Genomic DNA, 729 nt, shown 5'->3' with positions numbered 1-729 from the left:
TTAATTATAATATTTTTATTAACCATAATTATCCTCGTTAATTTATTGTAACTCTTCTAATTTTAGAATTGTTGGCGAATATTCATCACCTGTCATTGAAATTACTACTTTATGATTATTAAGAGAATTATCTGCACTTAAAAAACCAATTCTTGTTGCTCCATTCGTTCCCAATGCTAAACTAGTTGAAATAGTTTGCAAACCACCATGATTATCTTTACATTCAAAACAAGTTGTTATAACAAAATCTGCAGTTGGTCGTTCTCAAATAAAATGAACTTTATATTTTTTCCCTAAAATAAATTTATATTTAATTACTTTTTCATTTACTCTTTCTCCAACTTCTTTTCACTGCTCGATACTTTCTTTTAAAGCATAATGTTCATTAATATATTTAGTAGTTGGTAATGTGTCATCTGTTGCTTCTAGTCCAGGCGTTTTGTTTGTTTTAATAACACTAAAATCTGCAACTTGGTCATTATTTTGGAAGATTGGGTCTCATATTCTTAATTCACCAGTTTCAGCATTAAAATCAGCATTATTACGCTTACTAGAATTTGACATTAAAGTAATTTTATTTTGTTTTAAATCTGAAACCGCAATTTCACCATCACTATTTTTAATAGACTTCTTGCATAACCTATTAAAATAATTGTAAATATTTTTAAAAAAATACTAATAGCAAATTATAATTTTCATTAATTATGTCTTTTATTTAAAAATTTAATA

The 729-nt window shown here is 25.2% G+C and carries 1 protein-coding gene; it reads right to left on the bottom strand.

Going from position 1 to position 729, the window contains the following annotated elements; genetic code table 4:
- Positions 1 to 42: 42 nt before the first annotated feature.
- Positions 43 to 564 carry a hypothetical protein gene (locus EHU54_RS06055; protein ID WP_400249500.1) on the bottom strand — a complete coding sequence of 174 codons (522 nt, stop codon included), beginning with the start codon at positions 562 to 564 and terminating at the stop codon, positions 43 to 45.
- Positions 565 to 729 lie beyond the last annotated feature (165 nt).

The sequence above is a fragment of the Spiroplasma sp. ald genome (genome assembly GCF_044714355.1).
GTDB lineage: Bacteria > Bacillota_I > Bacilli_A > Mycoplasmatales > Mycoplasmataceae > Spiroplasma > Spiroplasma phoeniceum.
This window is presented reverse-complemented; position numbering and strand designations above follow the sequence as displayed.